We start from the raw sequence: 18,466 nt of genomic DNA on the forward strand, positions 1-18,466 counted from the left end.
TCGCCGTCGCCGTTCGCAACCCGCTCTGCAGAACGCGACCCCGTCGCGAAGCCGACCGCGCGACGCCGCGCGGGGAGCGGCGTCGACGATGCACGGAGTCGGCGTCAGCCGACTCCGTGCATCCAGATGACCGGCGCGAAGTCGCTCGCGTAGCGGAACGGCTCGAGCTCGTCCTCCCAGGCCTGGCCGAGGGCGAGGCGGAGTTCGCGGTGCAGCTCGATCGGGTCGGCACCGGCGGTCTCCATGGCGGCGCGGACGCGGTCCTCGGGGATCACCGTGTTGCCGACGCTGTCGGTCTGGGCGAAGAAGATCCCCAGGCCGGGCGTGTGCATCCAGCGGCCGCCGTCCACTCCGGGGGACGGCTCCTCGGTCACCTCGTAGCGGACGTCCTCCCAGCCGCGGAGGGCGGAGGCGATGCCCGCACCGGTCCCGGGAGGTCCCTCCCAGGTGAACTCGGCCCGCTGCGTGCCCCGGAGGACCGGCTGCTCGATCCACTCGAAGTTCACGGCACGACCGAGAGCGCGCCCGGCTCCCCACTCGAGGTGGGGGCAGAGCGCGCGAGGGGCGGAGTGCACGAAGAGCACACCCCGAGTCTGCTGCGCCACCATGCTGTCCTCCGTCCGTCCTGGTGCGTCTTCCCCAACGACCCGGACCACGTACGACAAGTGGTGCATTCTTCGATTGTGCGGTGGACGAGCCACCACGTCAGAGTATGCATGAGGCGTCCCGCGCCGACAAGGCGGCTCGCCGCGCCCGCCCCGGGAGCGCTCGGATCCCCTGCCTATACTCGGGATCGTCCGGTGCCTCCTCGCGTCCGGGCCCACCCGAGAGGAGTCCCGTGTCGGTCCGCGACGGCCTCCTGGCACTCCTCACCCTCGGCCCGGCCTACGGTCTGCAGCTGCACTCCGAGCTTCTGGACCGCGCCGCGCATCGCCGCCGGGTGAACGTCGGTCAGATCTACTCCACCCTCGATCGCCTGCGCGAGCGCGGCCTCGTCGTCTCGGCGGGCGCGACGGAGGACGGGCTCCCCCTCCACGCACTCACCGACGAGGGCCGCGTCGAGGCCGTCGCCTGGCTCCACGGCGACGGCGCCACGGCCCAGGAGGACTGGGACGACGTGCTCGACCGCATCCTGCTCGCCTCGAGTCTCGAGGAGGCCGACCTGGAGGCCGTGCTGTCGGCGTACGCCGTGACCCTCCCCGAGGAGGAGGAGCCGCTCGACGACCACCCGCAGCGGCGCCTCGCCGCCCGCGCGATGCGGGTCCGCGACGACGCCCTCCGCGGCCTGCTCGCCGCCGCCCGGGAGGAGCTGTCCGGCGCCGACGCCGGCGCCGGAGTGCGGGGATTCGCCCTGGAGCGCCCCCGCCGCGGCCGCAGAGCGGTGTCCCGCGACGAGACAGGCGCGGGTGCCGTCGCCTAGGGTGGAGCGCATGTCCCGCACACCCCTCGGCCTCCGCGAGCCCTCGCGCGCGCGCCGACGCCTGATCGCGGCCGGTGCGGGCACCCTCCTCGTCCTCTGCGCCTCGCTGGCCTCGCCACTGACCGCCTCCGCCGCCTACGATCCGTCCGACTACCCGTCGTGGTCGGACGTCGAGTCCGCGAAGGACAGCGAGAGCGCGACCGCCGCCGAGGTCGACCGGATCACCGCGTTCCTCGCCGACCTCCGCGACCAGGCCGCCGAGCTCACCGACGCCGCGATCGCGCGGGCCTCCGAGGCCGATGCCGCCCGGACCGCGCTCGACGAGGCGAACCAGCGCGTCACCGCTCTCGAGAGCCGCGCCGACGCCGCGCGCGCCGATGCGGACGCCGCGAAGGAGCAGGCCGGCCGACTGGCCGCGCAGCTCTACCGCAGCGGCGGCACCGATGCGACGTTGAACCTCCTCGTCGGCGGCGAGCAGTCGGACGAGCTGCTCTACCGCCTCGGCACGATGAGCCAGCTCACGCTGCAGACGAGCACCCTGCAGACCGCTGCAGAGACCACCGAGAACACGGCGGGCGCCCTCGCCTCCCAGGCCGAGCAGGCCCGCTCCGAGCGCGTCGCCCTCGTCGACGCGGCGAGTGCTGCTCTCGACGCGGCCGAGTCGGCCCAGAGCGCCGCCGACGCCAAGGTCGCCGAGCAGGAGCAGTACAGCTCGACTCTCTACGCGCAGCTCGCCGATCTCAAGAACACGACCGCGGCGCTCGAGGAGCAGTACGCGACGGGTCAGCAGGAGAAGGCGGTCTTCGAGGACCAGCAGCGCCGTGCACGCGAGGCGGCCGAGGCCGAGGCCCGCCGCACGGCACCCGCCGCCGCTCCCCGCCCCGCGGCACCCGCCGCACCTGCTCCGGCTCCGGCCGCTCCCGGCGGCGGCCCGCTGCAGCTCGGCAACGACGACCCGACCGGAGCGAAGAACAGCTCGGCCGAGACCATCGCCGCGCTCAGCACCTACGCCGGCCGCACCGACGGCATGTCGCCCGCACAGGCGCAGGCCTACGCACGGTCGGTCCTCGGGAACTACGGCTGGGGCTCGGATCAGATGGACGCGTGCCTCGTCCCGCTGTGGAACGGCGAGTCCGGCTGGCGCTGGAACGCGCTGAACCGCTCCTCCGGTGCCTACGGCATCCCCCAGGCGCTGCCCGCCAGCAAGATGGCCTCCGCGGGCATGGACTACCAGACCAACGCGGCGACGCAGGTGAACTGGGGTCTCTCGTACATCAAGAGCTCGTACGGCTCGCCCTGCAGCGCCTGGGCGAAGTGGAACAGCCGCTCGCCGCACTGGTACTGAGCCCGCGCCTCACTTCGCCTCGTCGTAGGCGTCGACCACCGCGACGGTGACCGGGAAGTCGATGTCGGCTCCGCCGAACAGCGCCCGACCCGCGCGTGCCGCGGACTCCCGGACGATCTCGGCGACCCGGTCCGCCGCCTCGGCGGGCGCGTGCACGATGACCTCGTCGTGCAGGAAGTACACGAGGTGCGCGCGGTCCAGGCCCGGCCCGCCGTCGCGCAGCCGTGCGCGCAGGTCGCCCATCCAGCACAGCGCCCACTCGGCGGCCGTCCCCTGCACGACGAAGTTGCGGGTGAAGCGCCCCCAGTCGCGGGCGCGCTGCGCGCTGCGGGCGTCGGGGCTCTCGTCGTTCGGGCCCACCGCTCCGGGAGGCGAGCTGCGGCCGAGCCAGGTCGAGACGGACTCGCCGCGCTCCCCCGCCCGCGCGGCGGCCTCGACGTGCGCGATCGAGCGCGGGTAGGCGCTTGCGAGCCGGGGCAGGAGGCCGCCCGCCTTTCCGCTCGTCGCCCCGTACATGGCGCCGAGCATCGCGACCTTCGCGCGCGGGCGGTCGGGGACGACTCCGGCGTCGACGATGCCCTGGTAGAGGTCGCGGCCGCGCCCCGCTGCGGCCATCGCCGCGTCGCCGGACAGCGCTGCGAGGATCCGGGGCTCCAGCTGCGCGGCATCGGCCACGACCAGCTTCCAGCCGTCGTCGGCGACCACGGCGGCGCGGATCTGCCGAGGGAGCTGCAGCGCGCCGCCACCGGAGGTCGCCCACCGTCCGGTGACCACGCCCCCGACGACGTACTCGGGCCTGAACCGGCCCCCGTGGACCCAGGCGTCGAGCCACGCCCAGCCGTTGGCCGTGAGGAGGCGGGACAGCTTCTTGTACTCCAGGAGCGGAGGGATCGCGGGGTGCTCGATCGTGCGGAGCTCCCACGAGCGGGTCGACTCGACGGGGAGCCCGGCGCGGCGGAGCGAGCGGATGACGTCGGCCGGCGAATCGGGGTTGAGCTCGGGCGCCGCCAGCTCCTCGCGGAGGCGGTTCGCGAGGGCCTCGAGCCGGGCCGGCCGACCGCCGAACACGGGTCGCGGACCGAGCGCCTCCGTCAGCACGCGGTCGTGGACGTCCTCGCGCCACGGGAGTCCGGCCGCGGCGATCTCACGCGCGATCAGAGCTCCCACGGACTCCGCGGCCAGGAGGAGGCGCAGGCGTCCGGACTGCGGGGAGCCCGCCACCGCATCCTCCTGCAGCGCGAGCTCGACGACGGGATCCAGCGCCGCGGGGTCGACGGCGGCCTCCTCGAAGCCGAGCAGCGTGTCGGTGGCGGCGGGTGCGGCCGCCTCCGCGTCCCAGGCGTCCCGCGGAGCGCGGGCGAGGACCGAGCCGGTCGCTGCGGAGGAGCGTCGGAGGATCGCGCGGCACAGGCGCAGATCGTGGCAGCGCGAGACCGCGACCCCCGCCTCGAGCAGCCCGGGGTACCAGCGCGCCGTGTCGTCCCAGACCCAGCGCGGTCGGCCCTGCTCGCCCGCTCGGACGAACGCGGCCAGGGACGCCGGTCCGCGACCGCCGCGCTCCTCGGTCACCGCTCCGGAGTCGTCGATCGACGACGCCGTCCAGGCGCCCGAGGGGGAACCGGCGAGGACGAGGAGCATCCGGCCATTCTCCTCCGCCCCAGCAGTGTCGGCGGCGTCGGCACGGGCTCCGCTCACCGCGTGGCCGCGCCCTGGGCCGGCCGCGACGGCGGGTAGCCCGGGAAGGGCTTCTCCTGCGCCGTGGGCGGCTGGCGCTCCCAGAGCGCCTTCGCGATCGTCTCCATGTCGCGGGAGTAGCCGACGAGCGTCCGCTTCTCGGGCTCCGCGGCCCAGGTGACGGCCCTGAACCACGTCTCGCGGTACGGGCCCGTCTCGATCCGGCGCACCAGACCGATCCTGCCGGTGCGGAGCGCGTCGACCATCACCCACTCGTCGGGACCGCTGCTGCGCAGCATCTGCAGAGGACTCCACTCGATCATCGCGCCTCCAGCCGTTCGCTCGTGGGGCCGTGGCGGGCAGGACCGCCCCGGCGTACACTCGCAGACTATCGAACACACGTTCGAACGGCCAACCGTCCCGGGCACCCCCGGGCGGGTCGCCGGCAGGAGGAACGGGAGCGCGATGATGGCGGTGATCGACGAGACGGCAGTGGTCTCGACCGACGGCGAGGGCGTGCCTGTCGCGCTCGACTGGCGGGGCGGTCGCTACCGCGTCACCGACCGGCCGACGGTGTGGACGTGCACGAGCGCCTGGTGGGCGCCGCTCGAGCCGTTCCCGCCGACGTTCGGGCGGCGTCCCGTGAGCATCGGCGGCTGGCGGTTCCAGGCCACGCACGTCGAGACGGGCGGATCGTTCGTCCTCGACGTCGTCGCGTCGACGGAGCCGTGCTGGAGCGTCGTGCGGGTCTACGAGTGAGGCGCGACGCGGGACGTGCTACTTGTCGGCCGACCAGGGCGACTTCGTCATGGCGATGAGCGCGGCCGTGCCCGAGGCGAGGCCGGCGGCGGCGATAGCGGCGATGACGAGCCAGAGCACGAGTTCCATACGACGAGTCTACCGAGCGCGTCGAGTCCTCCTCCCCTCCCACTGCCATGGAATACCGTCGGAGGAATGACCGACGCCCCGACCCGCGCCAGCGTCGGGCTGCGCTCCGAGCGCGGTCCGATCCTCCTCTCGCTGATGATCTCGACGGCGCTGGTCGCTCTCGACGCCACGATCCTCGCGACGGCGGTGCCCGCGATCGTCGACGACCTCGGCGGCTTCGCGCAGTTCCCGTGGCTCTTCTCGATCTACCTGCTCGCGCAGGCCGTCTCGGTGCCCCTCTACGGCAAGCTCTCGGACGTCATCGGGCGCAAGCCGATCATGCTCATCGGCATCGGACTGTTCCTCGTCGGCTCCCTGCTGTGCGGCCTCGCCTGGAGCATGCCCGCTCTCATCGCCTTCCGCGCGCTGCAGGGGCTGGGCGCGGGCGCGATCCAGCCGATGGGCATCACCATCGCCGGCGACATCTACACGGTCGCCGAGCGGGCGAAGACGCAGGGCTACCTGGCGAGCGTCTGGGGCATCTCCTCCGTCGTGGGGCCGACCCTCGGCGGCGTGCTGTCGGATCTGGGTGCGTGGCGCGGGATCTTCCTGGTGAACATCCCGCTCTGCCTTCTCGCCGCGGTCCTCCTGATGAGGAGCTTCCGGGAGACCACGAGGGGCGAGCGCCAGCCGCTCGACGTGGCGGGGGCCGTGGTCCTGGCCGTCGGCACCGCTCTGCTGATCCTGGGGCTGCTCGAAGGCGGGACGGCGTGGCCGTGGCTCTCGCCCGCGGGGATCGGGGTGTTCGCGCTCTCGGCGCTCGCCTTCGCCGGCTTCGTCGCGATCGAGCGCCGGGCCGCAGCCCCGGTGCTCCCGCTGTGGGTGCTCAGTCGACGCCTCCTGCTCACGACGAGTCTCGTCTCGGCTGCCGTGGGCGCCATCACGCTCGGCGTCACCTCCTACTTCCCCACCTTCGCGCAGGGCGTGCTCGGCAGCTCGGCTCTCGGCGCCGGGTTCGCCGTCGCCGCCATGACCCTCGGCTGGCCGGTCGCCGCGAGCCTGTCCGGGCGCCTGTACCTGCGCATCGGATTCCGCAGCACGGGCCTCATCGGAGCGCTGCTCGTCGTCGTGGGCAGCGCGCTCACGGTCCTGCTCGGCCCCGGCTCGACCCTCTGGGAGATCGCGGGGTACTGCGTCCTCATCGGAGCGGGGATGGGACTCGTCGCCACTCCGACCCTCATCCGCGCGCAGTCCAGCGTCGAGTGGAACGAGCGCGGAGTGGTCTCGTCGACCAACTTCTTCGCCCGCAACATCGGCAGTGCCGTCGCCGTCGCGGTCTTCGGCGCCATCGTCAACTCCGCCACCGGAGGCGGCACCCCTGCGCCGGAGGATCTCGCCGCCGGTACGCGGTTCGTCTGCATCGCCCTCGCCGTCGTGGCGGTCGGGATGCTCGTCGCCGTCGCCGCCATGCCGAAGGAGGGGCGGCCCGCCGCCGACTGACCTCCGCTCAGTCGCGGGTGCGGTCGGAGGCCGCGGCCACCGCGCGTCGGGACGCCGCGATCCGCTGCAGACGCTCCAGGCGGGAGCGGCGGACCCGGTGGGTCCAGCGCAGGACGGGCGCACCGAGGCCGGGGTGCCGGCGCAGCGTGTGCATCGCGCGGTCGAGCCGGCGGACCATGTCCCCGGCGGTGCCGAAGGGCCGCGCCGAGATGCCGACCTCGAGGTGGCGGTCGAGCACGATCCGGTGCCGCACTCCGAGATGCACGCTGATCTCGACGTCGTCGTGCACGTACGCGTCGTCGCGGTGCATCTCCTCCGCGATCTCCTGCCAGGCGGAGCGGCGCAGCGCGCAGTTGGACCCGAACAGCGGCCAGTTCGCGAGGGCGGAGCCCATCAGGGCGAAGTAGGCGTCCATGTAGAGGATGCGTGCGAGCAGACGCGGCAGCGGCGCGAGCTCGACGAAGCGCCCTGGCCCGGTCACCGCTCCCACGGCGGGATCGGCGAAGTGGCCGGCGAGGCGGGCGATCCAGTCCGGCCCGGGCTGCGAATCGGCGTCGAGTCGCGCCAGGACGTCGCCCTGGGCGACGTCGAACCCGAAGGCCGTGCTCGCCGGGATCCCGCTCCCCTCGTGCACGACGACGCGCGCACCGTGCGCCAGCGCGACGTCGGCGCTGTCGTCGGTGCTGCCGTCGTCGACGACGACCACCTCGAGGGGGGCGAGCGTCTGCTCGTCGAGAAGGGCGAGCAGTCGCTCGAGGTGTCGGGCGTCGTCCTTCACGGGGACGACGACCGAGATGCGCCGGTGATCCATCCGCCCAGTCAACGCGATCGGGACCGTGGACGGGTCCCTCCCACGCCGGTCGGTGCTCCCGCGCTCCCTGTCAAGGCGGTCCCGGGACCGCCGCCGGGATGCTCGGATCGGTGGGGACGGACCTCGATGAGCACTCAGGAGACGACATGACCCACGGATCCCGTGACTTCCAGCCCACTCGCGCCCTCGTGACCGCGTCCGACTCGGGGATCGGGAAGGCGACGGCGGTCGCCCTCGCCCGGGCGGGCATGGACGTCGGCATCACCTGGCACAGCGATCAGGAGGGCGCCCAGGCCACCGCCGAGGAGGTCCGCTCGCTCGGGCGGAGGGCCGAGATCGCCCGACTGGACGCGACCGACCTGGAAAGCGCCGGCGACGTGATCGACGATCTCGCCCGGCGCCTTGGCGGGCTCGACGTCTTCGTGAACAACGCGGGCGGTGGCGGCGGCGAGACCTTCCTCGAGCAGAGCCTGGACAGCTGGCGGCGGACGGTCGCGCTGAACCTCGACGGCGCTTTCGTCTGCCTGCAGCGGGCCGCCCGCCTGATGGTGGAGGGCGGCAGCGGCGGCCGGCTCATCGCTGTGACGAGCGTCCACGAGCACCAGCCGCGGGTCGGCGCCGGATCCTACGTCGCCGCCAAGCACGGCCTCGGCGGGCTGTTGAAGGTCGCGGCGCTCGAACTCGGACGGCACGGCATCACCGTGAACGCCGTCGCGCCCGGGGAGATCGCGACCCCGATGAACGACGCCGACGACGTGGATCCGTTCACGATCGACCGCCCGGGCATCCCGCTCGGCCGCCCGGGGGACGCCCGGGAAGTCGCGGAGGTCATCGCGTTCCTCGCGTCCCCCGGCGCGGCCTACGTGACCGGCTCGTCGTACGTCGTCGACGGCGGGATGCTGCAGATGGGTCCGCAGGCCGGCTCCCACCTCCTGCAGGACGACTGGCGCGACGCCTGAGCCGCTCTCCCGCGGCGCTCCCCCGACCGGTATTCTCGAAGAGGTGCTCCGGTGGGCGGAGCGCCGTGCTCAGGATGTAGGTGACGCGCGTGTGGTTCCGCCGTCGACGCAGGCTGAAGATGCGGCCCTACGATCCCGACGAGAACCCCGCCCGTGACCCCGTCTCGGTCGAGGAGGCCACGGAGGAGGGCCTGATGCTCGCGGAGTACGCGAGCCGGATGGCCGTCAAGAACCGGGTCCTGATGGACGGCCTCACCGCCGACGTCCCCTTCGACGTGGGTCACTACTCCCGCGCCGCGGCCGTCGAGCTGCGGAAGCTCGCCGACGAGTCCGAAGCGGCGGCGAAGCGGCTGCGCACCATCGCCGCCGATGTCACCTTCGTCGACGGCCGCTCCGATCACGTGCACGACTACCGCTCCGCCGACGTCGACAACCTCGATCACCGGGAGCGGCTGTCGCTGGCCGTCGCCGAGACGCTCCGCAGCCGCGCGGAGGACAGGGCGTACCTGGCCGCGCTCGTCGACGACGCCCGTCAGGACGCGTGGCGCGAGCTGTCGCAGTCGATCGAGGAGACGCTCGATCGCGCCCCGCGGATCGACCCGACCGCGGACGACTACCGTCGCGACCGCTCGGTGCGGATGGCGCTCGTCGTCGTCGACGACCTGGCGAAGCTCGCCCAGGATCGCGGCGTCGACCTCGAGGGCTGACTCCGCCGTCGGGCCGGTGGTCAGGCCCAGCCGGCGCGGAAGGACTCCGTCGCCTCGGTGGACTTCTCGCGCACCCCGTCGAGCAGCTGCTCCATCGACCCGCTCCGGAGGAACGCGAGGCGGTCGAACTCCGTCACCGGGGCGACTCCGGCGAGCTGCCACGCGTGCGCGGCCGGGTCCTCCGCCAGCTCGACGACGGCTCCGTAGCGCTGCTCGACGAACTCGCTCGCCACGGCGAGGGAGGTGCGGACCGCCGACTCGGCCGTCGCCAGCGACTCGTCGAGCCTCGGCTCCCACTCGAGATCGGGGAGGTAGCGGACCTCGGCGCGGGGATAGGGATCGTCCTCGTACCAGCGGACGACCTCGAAGCGCTGCTCGCCGACCGAGTCGAGAGTGACGAACGACTCCGCGCCGTCGATGTTCAGGATGCGCGCCACGGTGCCGACGGCGAAGCGCTGATCGCCGCCGCCCACCTCCTGACCGCGCTCGATCAGGACCACGCCGAACGACGGATTCTCGTCCTCGAGGATGTCGCCGAGCATCCGCAGGTACCGCGGCTCGAAGAGCCGGAGCGGGAGCGGCATGTGCGGCAGGAGCACGGAGCCGAGCGGGAACATCGGGAGGTCAGGCACGAGAACAGCGAATCACGAACCGCTCCGAGCGGCCAGTACGGGCGCGCGGACGGCGGACGTGCTAGCGATCACGACGAGGCGATCGGAGGGGTGCCGAGGACGGTCGCGACGAGCTCCTCCGCGTCCGCCAGGTAGCCGCCGAGAGCGGCCTCATCGCGCAGGGCGGCGAGCTCGTCGACCGTCGGTGATGAGAAGACGCGGTCGACCGGGTCCCGGAGGAGGATCCCGCCGCGGGCGAGCGCCACCGCCGTGTCGTCGTCGAGCAGCCAGGCGTTGACCCCCGCCGTCTCGACCACGGCGTCGACCGTGCGACGCCGGCGCCCGCTCCTGCGGACGGTCTCGTGCGTCGCGGAGCGGACCGGGAGCGGCACCACCGACAGTTCGCCCCGGTTCACGGCGCGGGTGACCGCGTCGGACAGGGCACCCCTCCCCATCTCGTGCAGCGTCCTCGCGAGCTCGATGCGATCCACCGGTGTCCTCCGTCGTCCGTCCGGACCTCGAGGACGAGTCGGACACGGGGCCCTCTCGCCCGCCGCGGTCCTCCTGCAGTGCGGGCGAACGCTCCGTCGCATCCTCCACCAGGGTAGGCAGGTCGCGCGGGGATCCGCGCCCCCCGTCCGCGCCGTCCCCTCCGGACGGCACGAGCACCTCCCGTTAACCGCAGTGGTGCATCATCCTCTGGTGCCTGCTGACGTGAACCTCGACGAGATCGCCTCCGAAGTATCGGCGCGCCTGCGCGCGCGCTTCCCGGACCACTCCGCGGACGAGGTGGAGTCGACGGTCCGCGCCGAGCTCGACGCCCTCGCCGACCGCCCGGTCCGCGACTACCTCTCGGTGCTCACCGAGCGCGCGGCGAAGTCGCGGCTGAAGAAGTCGCCCTCCGCCTGACGGAGCTCCACTGGGCGGAAGTCGTCGTACTCGACGTCGAGTACGACGACTTCTGCGCACCCGATTTCTCGGACTCTCTCCCAGGCAGCGTCGTCTCCTGAGCGCCGGCGCGCGAAGCGCCCCTCACCGTCCGCTGAGCGGTCGGTGGGAGGCGCTTCGTCGTTCGCGATGGGTGGGCGGCGGCTGCGGTCAACCGCGCGGTTCTACTGGCTACCGGGTTCGACCGACGGTCGGAGCGGCGCCGAAACGGTCATCGGATCGGACCGGGATGCTGCCGACGGGGTCAGGCGTCGAGCTCGTTGATGCTCTCGCACGTGGACGAGCAGAACAGGCTCATCACCCGCGCCCTGCCGCTGGCGCACGTCATGCAGCTGCGGGTGGTGAAAATCGAACGGAGAATCGTGTCCATGGTGGGTCCTCAAGCTGCGTCGTCGTTGTCGCGGTCGTGGCGAGCGTCCTGTTCCCGCTCGCCGTTCGGGGTTGTGCAGGTACGACGCTAGATGCTCGCCAGCCCGTTCGAGCGTTCACGAGGCATCTCTCCACGTCACGACCCCGCACCGGGGGGCGTGCAGGTCGTCTTCTGTACGCGGTCGCAGAGTGAAGACGCGAGTGGAGTTCTCGAGCATCCGCAGCCGGCGAAGAAGAGGTAGCTTTTACCGCGGCTTCAATGCCCGGTCACCAAGCCCCACCATGCCTCCTTCGTAGCGGCGTAGCTACACAATCCAGTTCACATTCCGCCCTGGACGCGGAGGTAATCCTGAGTCCTACGACCACCGAGCACTTATGGCAGGAGACGCACGCCGAGCTGCGCGATGCTGACTCGAGGCGGTTGGCGCATAGGGTTCCATGCGAGCAATTGCGACAGCGGCCGGAATCTTGGCGGGCACCATTCGGCGCTCGAAGCCTGGCGACTGACACAACGACAGAGGCCCCGCGCTACTCCTTTCGGAGCGGCGCCGGGGCCTCTTCTGCGTGAGCGCTACTGGGGCGTACCGTTACAGGACACAACTGCGAACGGACCCGTCGAGGTCTGCTCCGCGAGCACCGCACCGTCGTAGGTGATCTTGCAGCTGATTGTCGTCGAGTCCTGCGACGCCTGCGCGACGAGCGAGAAGCTGGAGAAGTCGAACGCACCGTTCGCCTCGACGTCGATCTCTTTCGTGAACGGCACCGCCGCCTCCGTTGCGGACTCCTGGCCGGACTGGCCGTTCGCGTAGGTGAGGTAGGTGATATTGCCTGCCGTGGCCGCGTCCGACGTGACTTCGTACTGCAGCTTCACAGTTCCGGCGGCCGCTTCGGCCGGTGCGGACTCCTCGGTGCTGGGGGCGGTCTCTGCGGGAGTGGTCGCCTCCGGGAGGGGCGCAGCGGTCGATGTCTCGATCGCGTCGCTGATGCCCTGCGCAACGCCTGCAACAGACGCGATCGATACGACGGTGCCGACGATGATCGCAAGGATGCCGAGCGCGAGGCCGATCCATGCGAACAGGCGCTTGCGGTGCTTCACGACGAGGCCGGCGATGCCGAGGCCAATCGCCACAAGGGCGGGAAGCCAGGCGATGAAACTGAGGAACGGGATGACACCGAACAGGAAGGCGACGGCGCCGACGATGAGGGCAGCCAGGCCGAGACCGTTGCTCCTCTTCGTGGCGGGGGTTGCTGTGGATGCGGGGACGCTCATGGTTCTCCTTGGTGAGGTGCAGGTCGTGCTGAGCGTAGTGGGACAAACGTCGCGCAGACGAACGCTATCGTGGCCGGGAGCGCTCCTGGACAGCGTCTTGACGCCCTCGAATCTCTACCCCTGCTGAGCCGGTCTTCCCACGCCGCTCGTTTACCGCGCCGTATCGGCCGGTCCGGTCCGCGCCGACGTAGGACCGGTTTTCTGACGGGGTTCTTCACCTGTACTGATTGAAGGCATGTCGGTGGCGGGATCTAAGGTCATCCGCCCAGCCCAATATTGAACGCGGCTGGATCCGTTACGTCGACTACCAGGAGCTGCCGGGCTACGTCTGCGTGAACGGTTACGGGATGCTCGACGGCGGCGGGAACACTCTGCCGGATTCGGCGCGCATCCTCTTCGACAAAAGTGCCAGAGAAACGCCCACGATCCTCCGCTATGGAGCGAGCCGGGGGCGTTTCGCTGCTGTCTCGTGAGGGCTAGTCGGAACGCCCTGTCACCGCGACGTCGCCGGCCTCAGCGAGAACGTTCGGCAGCGTCACGCTCGCTCCGAAGACCGTCGTGTACGTCTGAACTCCGACAGACGCCGCGACGAAGGAAATGATGTCGTCTTCAAGCAAACGCGTGCCCGGAGTGCCGACGATCGAAACGAGGATCGTGTCCTCCCAAAAAATCGTCGAGTAGCCCGGGTCCTTTGTCATGTTGACTCGGTAGGTTCCCGAGCCGGCATCCTGAATGATTTCGCCCTCGAAGCGGTAGTAGTTCCCTGCGATGCTGTTGCCCGCACGCGAGAGGTCCTCGAACGAGATCGCTTGAGCTCCTGCCTTGGCGGCTGCCGTTTCGGCCGCCCTTTTCTCGGCCGCAATTCGCGCCGCCTCTGCCGCTGCCGCTGCCGCTGCCTCCGCCACACGAGCCGATTGAATTGATGCGCTCTCCTCTACAGCCTCCCGCGCTTCGTCGAGCCGGGACGTGGCGTCCTGCACCGAACCGCGAGCCCCTTTCAAATCGTCTGTTGCTGTAATTACGTCCTCGCGGCTCAGCTCGTCTGGCTCGATCTCGTCTGTCTCGAGCGCTTCTAACTGCGCCTTCGCCGATTCAGCCTCCACCGTCAGGTCTGCGAGCACGGCCGCGTCAGCAACATCGTCGCTGCCTGTTGTGAGAGCCAGTGTTTCCGCGCTGTTGATCGCGTTGCGCAGGCTCGACAGAGCTCCTTCGTGTGAGACCTGCACCGCGGTGTAGGAAGCCACCGCTTCCGCCTTCGCTTCCTCCTGAGCCCGGATCGTGTTGACGACGACGATCGAACCCACGACAAGCAGGACGATCGCGAGTAGGGCGCTCCCCGAGATGACGAGAGTGCGGCGGTTGCTTCGCGGGCGCCCCGGCTTCTGCGGTTCTACCTGTGCGGCCTCACCAGTCGGATCGGGTGTCGGGTCAGTACTCACGGAACTCCTAGGACGTCCACAACGGCAACTTCTGGCGCGAGCATATCCACGACACGTGTCGGTGGTCGACCGCAGTATGCGCGGATGGTGACGAAGTGCGACCCGAACCACCCGCACCACCCCAACGGCTACTTCGGCTTCGCCGTCGAGGCGTACCGCGACAACGGGTGTGAGGCGCCGTGGCTGCTCACGTGGAGAGACGGCGCGGTGATGACCAACTTGGAGACGGGCAGGTACAGGTACTACTCCGAGCTCAACGCAGGCAAAATGCGCGGCCGGGGCGGACGTCGCCACTGATGCTCATCCACTTGACCGTCGCCGACCTCGCCGCCGAGCTACAGATCGGCGAGGGCACCCTCTACCAGCTGCGCAACCGTAACCCGGATGCGCTCCCACCGGCCTTCAAGGTCGAGAAGTACCTACGCTGGCGTCGTGAGGACGTCGACACGTCGATCCTCGAGCAGGTCGAGCACGATCATTTCCGACGGGCAAACCATGGGAAGACGAGGATCTGAGGCGGGAAAACCGCCGCAGTCCCTGTCCGCAGTAGGGCGTACGGGACTTGAACCCGTGACCGACGGATTATGAGTCCGCTGCTCTGACCGGCTGAGCTAACGCCCCGCGGACCCCGCCGGCGGGAGAGCCGTCAGGCTCGGCCAGCCGTGGCGGAGGCTGCGTCGATGGTCGGATCGGCCACCGGCTCCCCACGATACAGGCTCTCGAATGTGCTGATCGTGCGGTTGATGTCGTGCGCGGCGACGATGCGGAGGGACGCCCGCTTCATCTCCTCGAGGCGCTCCGGGCTCGACGACAGGACGTCGGTGAGGCGGTCGGCCAGGGCCTGGGCGTTGCCGGGCTCGAAGAGGTGGCCGTTCTCGCCCTCGTGCACGAGGTGCGGGAGCGCCATCGCGTCGGCGGCGACCACGGGGAGGGCCGAGGCCATCGCCTCCATCGTCGCGATGCTCTGCAGCTCGGCGATCGAGGGCATGGCGAAGACGGTCGCCCGCGAGTACGCCTGCTTGAGCTCGTCGTCCGAGACGTAGCCGGTGAAGCGGACGCGGTCGGCGATGCCGAGGCTCGTGGCCAGCTGCTGCAGGTTGCGCAGCTGGTCGCCGCCGCCGACGATCTCGAGCTGCGCGTCGAGCGACTCGTCGAGGAGGGAGACGGCGCGCAGCAGGACGTCGATGTGCTTCTCGCCGGTCACCCGGCCGACGAAGAGGATGCGGTTGGCCGTGCGCGGGGTGAAGTCGGGGGTGTAGTTGTCGGCGTCGATGCCGCACGAGATGGCGTGCACTCCGCGCAGGCCCGTGTACTGCTCGAGGAACTGCGCAGCCTTGCGGGTCGGAGTGGTGACCGCCTCGGCGCGGCCGAAGGTGCGGCGGGCTGCACGCCACGCCATCTGCACGGCCTTGGCCTGCACGGCCTTGGGCAGCAGCGTGAACTCGAGCATGTTCTCGGGCATGAAGTGGTTCGTGCCGATGATGCGGATGCCGCGCTCGGCCGCCTCGATGCCGAGGCCGCGGCCGACGATGATGTGCGACTGGAAGTGCACGACGTCGGGCTTCACCTCGTCGAGGATCCGTGCGCTGTTCTGCCGGATGCGCCACGGCATGGCGAAGCGCATCCAGTCGTGCGGGAACCAGCGCCAGCTGTAGAGGCGGTGCACGATCATCCGCTGGCCCTCGTGGGTCTCGAAGCGCGTGCCCCTCCAGCCGTCGGCCGACGGTGCGACGACGTGCACCACGTGACCGCGCTGCACGAGTCCGGCGGCGAGGCGCTCGGCGAACTTCGCCGCTCCGTTCACGTTGGGCGCGAACGTGTCGCAGCCGATGACCACGGTGAGCGGCCGCGCTGCGTCGCCGGTCGGCTCCGGGAGCGACGGGGAGGGATCGTCGGAGGCGGGAGCCGACTCGCGGCTCCGGGGCGACTCCGGTCGTGACGCGTCGCGGGGGTCTGACACGGGGGTGGTTCCTAACGGTGTCGTGCCGGTCGTGACGGTGAGGAGACGATCGGCGTGTGGTCGGTCGGTTTCGGAGCACCTCGGCGCGCCCTCATTGTAGACAGCGGTGCCCGCGGATCCGCGGATTGGCGACCCGCGTCGCCCGGGCTCAGCGGGCCTGGGGGTGGTGCTTGGCGAGCAGGAGGACGCCCCAGATGGCGACGGCTCCGGCGAGCACGAACAGCGGGATCGCCCACGGAGCGGCGTACTGCGCCTCCCCGAGCACGACGATGCCGATCGCCACGGCGACCAGCGGGTCGATCACGGTGAGCCCCGCGACGACGAGGTCCGGCGGGCCGGACGAGTAGGCGTTCTGCACGAAGTACCCGCCGAGTGCGGTGGCCGCCAGCAGGGCCACGATGCAGACCACCGTCAGCGGGTCGAACTCGCCGAACTTGATCCGGTTGAGGACGACCTTCGCGAGGGTCGCGACGAAGCCGTAGACCACTCCGGCGCCGAGGATGTAGAAGATCGCGCGCGCCTTGCGGCGGAAGATCCAGAAGGCGAGGACGAAGATCACCAGGACGATCGCGAGGATCACGAGGATCGTCACCAGCTGGGGAGTCCGGATGGATCTGTCGACCGCATTGAAGGCTGCCACGAGGACGAAGGTGCCCACTCCCGCCACGCACAGCACGATCGCACGGACGGACGCCCTGTTCAGGCGGACCTTGCTCACGCGCGCGTTCACCACGGCGGTGATGACCAGCGCGACGGCGCCGAGCGGCTGCACCACGATGAGCGGCGAGAAGCCCAGGCTCGTGAGCTGGAAGACGATGGCGAGGGCCAGCATCAGCGTGCCCGCGACCCAGGAGGGCCGGGACAGCAGGGCGAACAGCTGACCGCCGTTGAGCCCGGACGACTTGGCGCCGCCCGAGAAGCGCTCGACCTTGACGACTCCGCGGTGCTGGAACTGGGCCCCCAGAGAGAGGAAGACCGCGCCCACGAGGGCGATCGGGATGCCGATGAACTGTGCCGGGTCGAGCGTGAACTGCTCGGTCAACTCGGACAGATCTGTGGACATGCGCTCGACCCTACCCACAATCCCCCGGCGGGCCGTCCGGCGCACGGGTGAGGGCGGAAGACCAGCGGATGACACCCGGACGGGCCCCGCGGGGCCCCGCGATACCCTGGTGCTCATGGCCGTCCTCCCCATCCTCATCGCCGGCGACCCCGTCCTGCACTCCCCCGCCGCCCCCGTCACCGTCTTCGACGACTCGCTCCGCACGCTCGTCGCGGACATGTTCGAGACGATGGACACGGCGCCCGGGGTCGGCCTCGCCGGCCCCCAGGTCGGAGTCGCGCTCCGCCTCTTCGTCTACGACTACGCCGCCGACGACGGCACCCCGCGCCGCGGAGTGGCGATCAATCCCGAGCTCTTCGTCTCACCCGTGCCGCTCGGCGAGGCGGACGAGGACACGGAGTCGGAGGGGTGCCTGTCGTTCCCGGGCGAGCGCTTCCCGCTGCGCCGCTCCGACAAGGCGATCCTCCGGGCGGTCGACCTCGAGGGGACGCCCTTCGAGATCGAGGCGGAGGGCTGGTTCGCGCGAGTCTTCCAGCACGAGTTCGACCACCTCGACGGCATCCTCTACACGGACCGCCTCGAGCACGACTACCGCAAGCCCGTGGCGAAGGTCACCCGCAAGCGGGGCTGGGGCGTTCCCGGCACGTCATGGATGCCGGGTGTCGACGACCTCGAGGGCTGATCGCGCTCAGGTGAGGTCCACCCCGTGCACGCCGTTGTGGTGGCGCAGCGCGGGGAAGGAGGCGGTGACCGAGCGGCCCACGCCCGGCGTCCGCTTCTCGACGACGTCGCCGCCGAAGAGCGCGGCGCGCTGACGGAGCTCTCCGAGCGCCCGGCTGTCGATCCGCTCGGTCAGCGCGTGCAGGTCGGCGTCGACGGCGCTCGCGTCGGACTGGGCGGCGCCGTGCCGCTCGCGGTCGTCGTCGACCTCGACGCGCAGGCCCGTGGACGTCCAGCGGGAGCTGATGCGGACCTCGGTCCCGGAGCCACCGGTGGCGAGCGCCTCGTCGAAGGCGTACTCGAGGACCCTGAGCACCGCCACCTCCGCTCCGTCCTGCAGCGGGAACGACTCTCCGAACGTCTCCTCGTGGACCGCGAGTCCGCGGTCCCGGGCGAGGGAGACGAGAGTCTCCGCGCCGTGCGCGGAGGGGAGCTCGACCGGGTCGACCGCGGCGACGCTCGCGATCCGGCGCAGCTGGGCGAGCGAGGACTCCGCCGCGCGCACGGCCCTGACCGCCGAGCGCTCGGCCGCCGCGGGGTCGCGCTCGATCGTCAGGCGCACGCTCTCGGCCTCCTCGACGACGCGGGCGGCACTGCGCACCGCGAGCTGCTCGAGCTCGCCCACGATCCGCAGGCGCGCCTCCTGTTCGCCGACGGTCATCTCGAGGCGCACGACGCGCTCGGCCTCGCGAGCGTGCCGCTCGCGCAGCTCCTTCTCGGCGGTGACGGAGCGGCGCCACAGGACGATCGCGCCGACGGCGGCGATCAGGGCGAGGACGAGGACGACTTCGAGCACGACGGCC

Annotated in this window: 22 protein-coding genes and 1 tRNA gene; 10 read left to right on the top strand and 13 right to left on the bottom strand. The window is 71.1% G+C overall.

Going from position 1 to position 18,466, the window contains the following annotated elements; genetic code table 11:
* Positions 1–104: 104 nt before the first annotated feature.
* The gene (locus IOC53_RS00380; RefSeq protein WP_207402412.1) at positions 105–608 is read right to left on the bottom strand and encodes a DUF3145 domain-containing protein; all 504 of its coding nucleotides are present in this window, start codon (positions 606–608) and stop codon (positions 105–107) included.
* A gap of 230 nt (positions 609–838) precedes the next feature.
* Here IOC53_RS00380 and IOC53_RS00385 point away from each other — a divergent pair, with 230 nt between their 5' ends.
* Together IOC53_RS00385 and IOC53_RS00390 are read left to right on the top strand one after the other, a co-directional pair.
* A complete protein-coding gene (locus IOC53_RS00385; protein WP_207402413.1) occupies positions 839–1,420 on the top strand; it encodes a PadR family transcriptional regulator in 582 nt (193 codons plus the stop codon).
* Between the two features lie 10 nt (positions 1,421–1,430).
* Complete coding sequence (locus tag IOC53_RS00390; RefSeq protein WP_207402414.1) at positions 1,431–2,765, top strand: hypothetical protein; 1,335 nt, start codon at positions 1,431–1,433, stop codon at positions 2,763–2,765.
* Between the two features lie 9 nt (positions 2,766–2,774).
* On the opposite strand, the gene IOC53_RS00395 is transcribed toward IOC53_RS00390, so the two are convergent.
* On the bottom strand, positions 2,775–4,403 hold the full coding sequence (locus tag IOC53_RS00395; RefSeq protein ID WP_207402415.1) for a bifunctional 3'-5' exonuclease/DNA polymerase: 1,629 nt from the start codon (positions 4,401–4,403) through the stop codon (positions 2,775–2,777).
* Positions 4,404–4,456: 53 nt separating this feature from the next.
* Entirely contained in the window at positions 4,457–4,762 is a 306-nt protein-coding gene (locus IOC53_RS00400; RefSeq protein WP_207402416.1) for a hypothetical protein, read from the bottom strand.
* 142 nt (positions 4,763–4,904) lie between these two features.
* On the opposite strand from IOC53_RS00400, the gene IOC53_RS00405 reads away from it, so the two are divergent.
* Both IOC53_RS00405 and IOC53_RS00410 read left to right on the top strand, forming a co-directional pair.
* Positions 4,905–5,198, top strand: coding sequence for a hypothetical protein (locus IOC53_RS00405; RefSeq protein WP_207402417.1), 294 nt, complete (start codon positions 4,905–4,907; stop codon positions 5,196–5,198).
* 195 nt (positions 5,199–5,393) lie between these two features.
* A complete protein-coding gene (locus IOC53_RS00410) occupies positions 5,394–6,806 on the top strand; it encodes an MDR family MFS transporter (protein WP_207402418.1) in 1,413 nt (470 codons plus the stop codon).
* A 7-nt stretch (positions 6,807–6,813) separates the two neighbouring features.
* On the opposite strand, the gene IOC53_RS00415 is transcribed toward IOC53_RS00410, so the two are convergent.
* A complete protein-coding gene (locus IOC53_RS00415) occupies positions 6,814–7,617 on the bottom strand; it encodes a glycosyltransferase family 2 protein (RefSeq protein ID WP_242682608.1) in 804 nt (267 codons plus the stop codon).
* 146 nt (positions 7,618–7,763) lie between these two features.
* Between IOC53_RS00415 and IOC53_RS00420 the strand changes: the two genes are divergently transcribed.
* Positions 7,764–8,576 carry an SDR family oxidoreductase gene (locus tag IOC53_RS00420; protein WP_207402419.1) on the top strand — a complete coding sequence of 271 codons (813 nt, stop codon included), beginning with the start codon at positions 7,764–7,766 and terminating at the stop codon, positions 8,574–8,576.
* An 80-nt stretch (positions 8,577–8,656) separates the two neighbouring features.
* Complete coding sequence (locus IOC53_RS00425; protein ID WP_207402420.1) at positions 8,657–9,283, top strand: hypothetical protein; 627 nt, start codon at positions 8,657–8,659, stop codon at positions 9,281–9,283.
* A 20-nt stretch (positions 9,284–9,303) separates the two neighbouring features.
* On the opposite strand, the gene IOC53_RS00430 is transcribed toward IOC53_RS00425, so the two are convergent.
* Positions 9,304–9,915 carry an LON peptidase substrate-binding domain-containing protein gene (locus tag IOC53_RS00430; protein ID WP_207402421.1) on the bottom strand — a complete coding sequence of 204 codons (612 nt, stop codon included), beginning with the start codon at positions 9,913–9,915 and terminating at the stop codon, positions 9,304–9,306.
* A gap of 68 nt (positions 9,916–9,983) precedes the next feature.
* Positions 9,984–10,385 carry a hypothetical protein gene (locus IOC53_RS00435; RefSeq protein WP_207402422.1) on the bottom strand — a complete coding sequence of 134 codons (402 nt, stop codon included), beginning with the start codon at positions 10,383–10,385 and terminating at the stop codon, positions 9,984–9,986.
* Between the two features lie 211 nt (positions 10,386–10,596).
* Between IOC53_RS00435 and IOC53_RS00440 the strand changes: the two genes are divergently transcribed.
* Positions 10,597–10,803, top strand: a complete 207-nt coding sequence (locus IOC53_RS00440; protein ID WP_207402423.1) for a three-helix bundle dimerization domain-containing protein — start codon at positions 10,597–10,599, stop codon at positions 10,801–10,803.
* A gap of 283 nt (positions 10,804–11,086) precedes the next feature.
* On the opposite strand, the gene IOC53_RS19125 is transcribed toward IOC53_RS00440, so the two are convergent.
* From IOC53_RS19125 to IOC53_RS00450, 3 genes are all read right to left on the bottom strand, one after another.
* Positions 11,087–11,212, bottom strand: coding sequence for a hypothetical protein (locus IOC53_RS19125; RefSeq protein ID WP_278249978.1), 126 nt, complete (start codon positions 11,210–11,212; stop codon positions 11,087–11,089).
* Positions 11,213–11,782: 570 nt separating this feature from the next.
* Complete coding sequence (locus IOC53_RS00445; protein WP_207402424.1) at positions 11,783–12,481, bottom strand: MmpS family transport accessory protein; 699 nt, start codon at positions 12,479–12,481, stop codon at positions 11,783–11,785.
* A 476-nt stretch (positions 12,482–12,957) separates the two neighbouring features.
* Positions 12,958–13,920, bottom strand: coding sequence for a hypothetical protein (locus IOC53_RS00450; RefSeq protein WP_207402425.1), 963 nt, complete (start codon positions 13,918–13,920; stop codon positions 12,958–12,960).
* Between the two features lie 84 nt (positions 13,921–14,004).
* Between IOC53_RS00450 and IOC53_RS00455 the strand changes: the two genes are divergently transcribed.
* Together IOC53_RS00455 and IOC53_RS00460 are read left to right on the top strand one after the other, a co-directional pair.
* On the top strand, positions 14,005–14,217 hold the full coding sequence (locus tag IOC53_RS00455; RefSeq protein WP_207402426.1) for a hypothetical protein: 213 nt from the start codon (positions 14,005–14,007) through the stop codon (positions 14,215–14,217).
* Positions 14,218–14,228: 11 nt separating this feature from the next.
* Positions 14,229–14,435: an AlpA family transcriptional regulator gene (locus IOC53_RS00460; RefSeq protein ID WP_207402427.1), complete on the top strand. Its 207-nt coding sequence runs from the start codon at positions 14,229–14,231 to the stop codon at positions 14,433–14,435.
* Between the two features lie 32 nt (positions 14,436–14,467).
* On the opposite strand, the gene IOC53_RS00465 is transcribed toward IOC53_RS00460, so the two are convergent.
* The 3 genes from IOC53_RS00465 to IOC53_RS00475 form a co-directional block, all read right to left on the bottom strand.
* Positions 14,468–14,541 (bottom strand) — tRNA-Ile (locus IOC53_RS00465).
* 25 nt (positions 14,542–14,566) lie between these two features.
* Positions 14,567–15,751: a glycosyltransferase gene (locus IOC53_RS00470; protein ID WP_207402539.1), complete on the bottom strand. Its 1,185-nt coding sequence runs from the start codon at positions 15,749–15,751 to the stop codon at positions 14,567–14,569.
* Positions 15,752–16,028: 277 nt separating this feature from the next.
* Positions 16,029–16,943: a DMT family transporter gene (locus IOC53_RS00475; protein WP_207402428.1), complete on the bottom strand. Its 915-nt coding sequence runs from the start codon at positions 16,941–16,943 to the stop codon at positions 16,029–16,031.
* A 115-nt stretch (positions 16,944–17,058) separates the two neighbouring features.
* On the opposite strand from IOC53_RS00475, the gene def reads away from it, so the two are divergent.
* Positions 17,059–17,625: a peptide deformylase gene (gene def, locus IOC53_RS00480; RefSeq protein ID WP_207402429.1), complete on the top strand. Its 567-nt coding sequence runs from the start codon at positions 17,059–17,061 to the stop codon at positions 17,623–17,625.
* A 6-nt stretch (positions 17,626–17,631) separates the two neighbouring features.
* On the opposite strand, the gene IOC53_RS00485 is transcribed toward def, so the two are convergent.
* Positions 17,632–18,459 carry an ATP-binding protein gene (locus tag IOC53_RS00485; RefSeq protein WP_207402430.1) on the bottom strand — a complete coding sequence of 276 codons (828 nt, stop codon included), beginning with the start codon at positions 18,457–18,459 and terminating at the stop codon, positions 17,632–17,634.
* Positions 18,460–18,466: the final 7 nt, after the last annotated feature.

Source organism: Rathayibacter sp. SD072, from assembly GCF_017355185.1.
In the GTDB taxonomy this organism is placed as follows: domain Bacteria; phylum Actinomycetota; class Actinomycetes; order Actinomycetales; family Microbacteriaceae; genus Rathayibacter.

What these genes read in the sequence shown, in the direction of transcription:
- IOC53_RS00380 (WP_207402412.1), bottom strand. Translation starts at nt 608, where the DNA reads ATGGTGGCGCAGCAGACTCGGGGTGTGCTCTTCGTGCACTCCGCCCCT.
- IOC53_RS00390 (WP_207402414.1), top strand. Translation starts at nt 1,431, where the DNA reads ATGTCCCGCACACCCCTCGGCCTCCGCGAGCCCTCGCGCGCGCGCCGA.
- IOC53_RS00395 (WP_207402415.1), bottom strand. Translation starts at nt 4,403, where the DNA reads ATGCTCCTCGTCCTCGCCGGTTCCCCCTCGGGCGCCTGGACGGCGTCG.
- IOC53_RS00400 (WP_207402416.1), bottom strand. Translation starts at nt 4,762, where the DNA reads ATGATCGAGTGGAGTCCTCTGCAGATGCTGCGCAGCAGCGGTCCCGAC.
- IOC53_RS00405 (WP_207402417.1), top strand. Translation starts at nt 4,905, where the DNA reads ATGATGGCGGTGATCGACGAGACGGCAGTGGTCTCGACCGACGGCGAG.
- IOC53_RS00410 (WP_207402418.1), top strand. Translation starts at nt 5,394, where the DNA reads ATGACCGACGCCCCGACCCGCGCCAGCGTCGGGCTGCGCTCCGAGCGC.
- IOC53_RS00415 (WP_242682608.1), bottom strand. Translation starts at nt 7,617, where the DNA reads ATGGATCACCGGCGCATCTCGGTCGTCGTCCCCGTGAAGGACGACGCC.
- IOC53_RS00420 (WP_207402419.1), top strand. Translation starts at nt 7,764, where the DNA reads ATGACCCACGGATCCCGTGACTTCCAGCCCACTCGCGCCCTCGTGACC.
- IOC53_RS19125 (WP_278249978.1), bottom strand. Translation starts at nt 11,212, where the DNA reads ATGGACACGATTCTCCGTTCGATTTTCACCACCCGCAGCTGCATGACG.
- IOC53_RS00445 (WP_207402424.1), bottom strand. Translation starts at nt 12,481, where the DNA reads ATGAGCGTCCCCGCATCCACAGCAACCCCCGCCACGAAGAGGAGCAAC.
- IOC53_RS00455 (WP_207402426.1), top strand. Translation starts at nt 14,005, where the DNA reads ATGGTGACGAAGTGCGACCCGAACCACCCGCACCACCCCAACGGCTAC.
- IOC53_RS00475 (WP_207402428.1), bottom strand. Translation starts at nt 16,943, where the DNA reads ATGTCCACAGATCTGTCCGAGTTGACCGAGCAGTTCACGCTCGACCCG.
- def (WP_207402429.1), top strand. Translation starts at nt 17,059, where the DNA reads ATGGCCGTCCTCCCCATCCTCATCGCCGGCGACCCCGTCCTGCACTCC.